This is a genomic window from Vibrio sp. V19_P1S1T109, assembly GCF_002241375.1.
In the GTDB taxonomy this organism is placed as follows: Bacteria; Pseudomonadota; Gammaproteobacteria; order Enterobacterales; family Vibrionaceae; genus Vibrio; species Vibrio anguillarum.
Map to the genome: position 1 here is coordinate 1 of NZ_NDIM01000202.1, position 5,271 is coordinate 5,271.

At 42.4% G+C, this 5,271-nt stretch carries 4 protein-coding genes; 3 read left to right on the top strand and 1 reads right to left on the bottom strand.

Going from position 1 to position 5,271, the window contains the following annotated elements:
* The first annotated feature begins 49 nt into the window (after window positions 1–49).
* On the top strand, window positions 50–1,597 hold the full coding sequence (locus tag B9J87_RS09695) for a DUF3369 domain-containing protein (RefSeq protein WP_017048193.1): 1,548 nt from the start codon (window positions 50–52) through the stop codon (window positions 1,595–1,597).
* A 50-nt stretch (window positions 1,598–1,647) separates the two neighbouring features.
* Entirely contained in the window at window positions 1,648–2,421 is a 774-nt protein-coding gene (locus tag B9J87_RS09700; RefSeq protein WP_017045093.1) for a transporter substrate-binding domain-containing protein, read from the top strand.
* A gap of 22 nt (window positions 2,422–2,443) precedes the next feature.
* On the opposite strand, the gene B9J87_RS09705 is transcribed toward B9J87_RS09700, so the two are convergent.
* Window positions 2,444–4,414 (bottom strand): sensor histidine kinase, encoded by a 1,971-nt coding sequence (locus B9J87_RS09705; protein ID WP_254918125.1) that lies wholly within the window; start codon window positions 4,412–4,414, stop codon window positions 2,444–2,446.
* Window positions 4,415–4,527: 113 nt separating this feature from the next.
* On the opposite strand from B9J87_RS09705, the gene B9J87_RS09710 reads away from it, so the two are divergent.
* Window positions 4,528–5,271: hypothetical protein (locus B9J87_RS09710; RefSeq protein WP_094150455.1), on the top strand; the 744-nt coding region annotated here is incomplete at its 3' end.

Sequence of the window (5,271 nt, forward strand, 5' to 3'; positions counted from 1 at the left end):
GTGCTAAACCTATAAGAGTAGGAATATTGTCAATATAGAGAGATAAGCGATGGATCTGTTTGCGGATTTTCGACAAGAGGCTCAACCAAAGAGCCAGGAGAGTCATGAACTTAGTGTTGAAAATAAACCATGGCGAGTACTGCTAGTCGATGATGATGAGCAGATGCACCAGATCACTCGTTTAGCGCTAAGAGGGTTTTCATTTCAAGGACGGCCACTAGAGCTACTGTCTGCTATGTCTGGTCTTGAAGCCAGAGAAGTGCTGAATACTCAGCCCGATATAGCTTTAGCGCTCGTTGATGTAGTTATGGAGACGGAACACGCGGGGTTAGATTTAGTTAGGCATATCCGTGAAGAGTGTAAGAATAGAATCATTCGTTTGGTATTACGTACCGGGCAAGCAGGGCAAGCTCCCGAAGATACGGTCATCCAAGAGTATGAAATTGATGACTATAAAGAGAAAACAGAACTTACCACACAAAAACTCAGAACCCTGCTCTATTCGATGTTGCGATCTTATCGGGATCTTTGTTTGATAGAAGAGCAAAAAGAGGGGCTTAAACGCGTGATTGAAGCCTCAGCGAAGGTACAAAATACCACAACCTTACAAACCTATGCTGAATCGGTACTGAGCCAGCTCACTTCTTTACTTAAACTCCATGCATCGGCATTTTATTGTATCGTTCAACCTAAATCTGAAGGCGAAGGTTCGTGTGCTTTGACGTTGGCGGCTATTGGAGGATTTGTCGATTTTTATTCTGACTGTGATTTTTCGCGCTTACCTTCGGAAGTGGCTAAGCGCTGCCAGCTTGCACTGCAAAGCAAAATGTCTCATAGCTACGATGATGCCTCTGTACTTTATATGACAGACAGCCGTGGCGTAGAGAATCTACTCTATATCAATTTACTTGAGCGCTTATCTGAAAATGACGAACGTTTGCTTGAAATCTATATGTATAACATAGGGTTAACTTTTGAAAACTTAAATTTACAGCTTGATTTACGCGAAACATCGAGGGAGCTTGTTTATAACTTAGCCAATGCCGTCGAAGCCAGAAGCAAAGAAACAGGAGCTCACGTACAGCGGGTTTCTCTGATCTGTGAAAAATTAGCCACATTAATGACCCTACCTGAGCAGGATATTTATATGATTAAAAATGCGTCACCCCTGCACGATGTAGGTAAAGTGGCGATCCCTGACAGTATTCTTCATAAACCAGGGAAATTGGACGCTCAAGAATGGGCGATCATGCAAAAACACGTGGAATACGGTGTTGATATCTTAAGTCGTTCAAAACGCAGTTTAATTATCAAAGCGAAAGAGATTGCCGGTTCTCACCATGAAAAATGGGATGGAAGCGGTTACCCAAACCAATTAGCCGGTGAAGGCATTCCTATCAGTGGCAGAATCACAGCATTAGCTGATGTGTTTGATGCTCTTGGTTCTAAACGCAGTTATAAAGATGCTTGGCCGGAAGAGACAATCAAACAAGAAATTGTCGCGCAAAAAGGAAAACATTTTGATCCGATGTTGGTCGATCTGATGCTGGCGCATTGGGATGATTTCATCACTATTCGTGAACAGTTTCCAGACTAGAATCTTTTTTGGAACCGAAAAATAAATCCGTTTTCAGGGAGTAGGATAGAGTGAAAAGCAACCAATTAAAGACGATTGTTGGCTTGTGTACGTCTAGCTTAGCCATCGTTCAGATTCCTTTTGTACAAGCACAAATTGATCCTTCAAATCCCAAACTTAATGAACCTAAACAAATGGTCGCACACCTTGGTGAACTCCCTGGACTGATTAATGCGGATGGTTCGGGGCCATTTGTCGAATTAGTGAGGTACATGGATAAGGTCGACCCTGATACAGAGATCCATATTGAAGTTTTCCCTTTGCATCGAGCTGTACATGGGGTCGTTAATAAGCAAGCTGACTTTGCCTTACCCGCGATTTATGTTGATGATCCTGAAGGAAAGTTACCATTTCGTTTTAGTACGAAGTCGTTCGGTTTAGTGGCACATGTTCTTTATACAAATAAAGCCAATCGAATCACGTCAGAACAGCTTTGGAGCCAGCCTGATAAATACTACGTTGAGGCCGTTCCTAGCTATATACCTTTTGAAGTTGCGCGCTCAAATAGCATCAATGCTTCACTACTTAAAGTAGCCGCTGGACGTATTGATGGATTTGTCTGGGCACAAGAAGAAGCGGATATTGCGCTGAAAAGTTTAGGTTTAGAGAATGTTTCACGCCAACACTTTGCCGATTTCAAGGATGTATTTGTCATTGCTCACGGCTCTAAAGGCGATGAGGTTGATCAATACTTAACGCGAATACTCTCTCAACTAGAGGAAAGTGGAGAGTTGAAAATACTCTATGATGCTATTCACCGTCCTTACGATGATTGGCAACCTTGACCCTCTTACTTTCTATCTATTATTACTTTCTGTCTATTATTACTGCATCATTTATTGCAGCATCATCATTAACAAGTTCAAGAGCCTTAGGGAGAGTAAAAACGTAATGAACACCTTGGCCAACATTAGAACTAAAATCTAGTTTTCCTTGTAATTTTTGAGTCGCTAGATTAAAGACAAGATTCAAGCCAAGCCCTGATCCGCCACGGCCTCTTTTGCTGGTAAAAAAGGGTTCAAAGATTTTATGGTGCAGTTTTGGTTCGACGCCACAGCCATTATCTTTATATTCTAAGAGGATATTTTCTCCTTCCTGTTTGAACGCAATGGCTATGATGGGGTTTTGCTCATCACTAAAAGCGTGGTTGACGCTATTCATCACTAGATTAGAGACTATTTGAGTCAATACTCCAGGTAAGCTGTTCATGGTTAGTCCTTCATCACCCTCTAGTACGGGGGTAACAGGGATTTTCCTGGTCTCGGGATGAAGACTAGCGATAAGCGCGCTTAATACTTGGTGGATCGAGAATTGACTACGACTCTCAGATACCTGATCGACCGCTGTTTGTTTAAAGTCTCGGATCAGTTTGGCAGCACGATTTAAGTTGCTTTCAAGCATCGTATTGGTTTCATTCATTCTCTGCATCAATTCAGAAAACTGCTGACTTGTGAGTGTTTGGTTGGCGAAGGCGCTATTTAGCTCTTGTGTTACCTCAATGATCACCGAACTTGCGGTCACCGCGATACCCAATGGCGTGTTGACTTCATGCGCCACCCCTGCAACTAAACCACCTAAAGCCGCTAATTTCTCAGATTCAATCAACTGTGTTTGCGTGGCTTTTAGTTGCTCAATACTGTTTTCCAGATCGCAGGTTCGTTTGGCGACTTGACGCTCTAAGTTTTGGTTGAGTTTTTGTAGTTCAAGCTGCGCCAGTTTTAGCTCGGTAATATTAATGGCTGTGCCCCGTAACCCGAGAAACATATCCTTCTCATATCGTGCTACTGCTTGAAACATCAAATAGTGCTTACAATCATTGATGATAATTGTCTCTTCACACATTGAAAACGAGCAGTGTTTAGTAATGGATTGGAGTAATTTTTTCATATCTCGCAGTGAGTCAATCTCTGAAAGTAGTGGCTTGCTATTTTCACTGATCTCTAAAGCTTGACGCATGGGTTCGGAAGTGTAAATCAACCTGTCAGTACTATCCGTTTCCCATAACCAGTCTGATGAGACGTCCGTAAAATCGGCTAATCGTTCTTGTTCAAGTTTTATATTACTGTACAACGTAGTTACATTTCCGGTAATTTTATTGGTCTCATCGGCCAGCCAAGTGAGTTCATCGTTATGCCCCATAATCCATTTCTTATGAGGAAGTTTTAGTGGTTTTGGTGGATGGCGAGGGTTGTACTTGCGTAAGTATTGAGCAATAGCGAAGACACGTCGGTTTACGCTCTCATGGAAAATCATCAAAATAGCGTAACAAATAAAGGCAGTCTTAATCGCGTTCACGACCAATATCAATAGAAACTGCTTGATTAAGTAGTTGTAGATTTCTTGGGCATTAGACTCAACGTAGATCTCACCAATCTGCTCTTTGGCTTCCGTTTTTGGGTTGATATAAAGCATGGGATAACGGTGTGCGACTAATTGCTCCGTCACTTTTTCTCCGGCACTGAATTGATAACCGCCAGATGTGATTTCCAAATAATCAATTTTAGGCAAGTTCACTAAGCCATCTAAACGCTGTTGAAGCGTCACGAGATCATAATTCCATAAAGAAGCGGCAAGCAGTTCGGCATGAACGAATTCTATTTCGTGATGACGCTGAGCCACATCATCGAACTCTCTATCATAGTCGAAATATGTTTGTGCTAACGTTGTCATCAGGGTGACAGCACCACTCAAAATGACAAGGAAAAAAATGATCCTGCGACCAATACGACTCGATAGTGGGTTATCAATGCTTTCATTAAATGTTCGGCTTTTGTTCATCCTGCTTCTCATTTTTTTGAGTGATAATTTGAGTATAGATGTCACATGGGAAGTGTGGATAACATCTTATTGACTACACTATAAAAAAATAGCCGAAACATTGGAGGCAGTTCATGCGTTGGATATGGATATTGTGTGTGATAAGTGCGCCCGTGATGGCGGGAAAAGTACTTTTAATAGAGAGCTACGAGCAAAGCTATGAATGGGACGCTAGCTATGTATCCGCCCTTAAGCAGTCGTTAACGCCTGCGCATGAACTGCATACCTTTGAGATGGACACCAAACGTGTACCAGCGAGCCGTTATTCACAAATCGCCGAACAAGCCTTTAGCCGATATCAGCAACTGAAACCACAGGTAGTGGTTTTAGGAGACGACAATGCGTTGGTTCATATGTTGCCGAAACTCTACAACGAGCCAATCTCAATCGTGTTTCTGGGTATTAATTCAAACCCACGAAAATTCATGGCTCAATACCAAGGGCAAGCCAAAGTGACCGGTGTTTTAGAGCGCCCCCTCTATGTGAAAACCATGGGAGAAATTGGCCGGATGCTCGATAAAGATAAACGTAAAGTATTGGTGTTATTTGATTCGGGTAGTACGGCGAGTATTGCGTTGGAATTTATGCAAACCCAAGCGAGTATGATTGAAAAGAATTTAGGCATTGCGACAGAGATAGCTTCGGTGGCGACAGAGAAAGAATGGCAGACAAGAATAAGCACAGCTAAAGAGCAAGGATTTGGCGCCATAGTCGTGGGGCTTTACCAAACCTTGGTCGATGAGAGCGAAAATAATGTGCCAGCGGATACTGTATTAACGTGGACAAACCAACATACAGAGGTTCCTTTATTTGGTTTT

Bases quoted from the DNA above. Each gene is read 5' to 3' on its own strand.
- B9J87_RS09695 (WP_017048193.1), top strand. From the start codon at position 50: ATGGATCTGTTTGCGGATTTTCGACAAGAGGCTCAACCAAAGAGCCAG.
- B9J87_RS09705 (WP_254918125.1), bottom strand. From the start codon at position 4,414: ATGAACAAAAGCCGAACATTTAATGAAAGCATTGATAACCCACTATCG.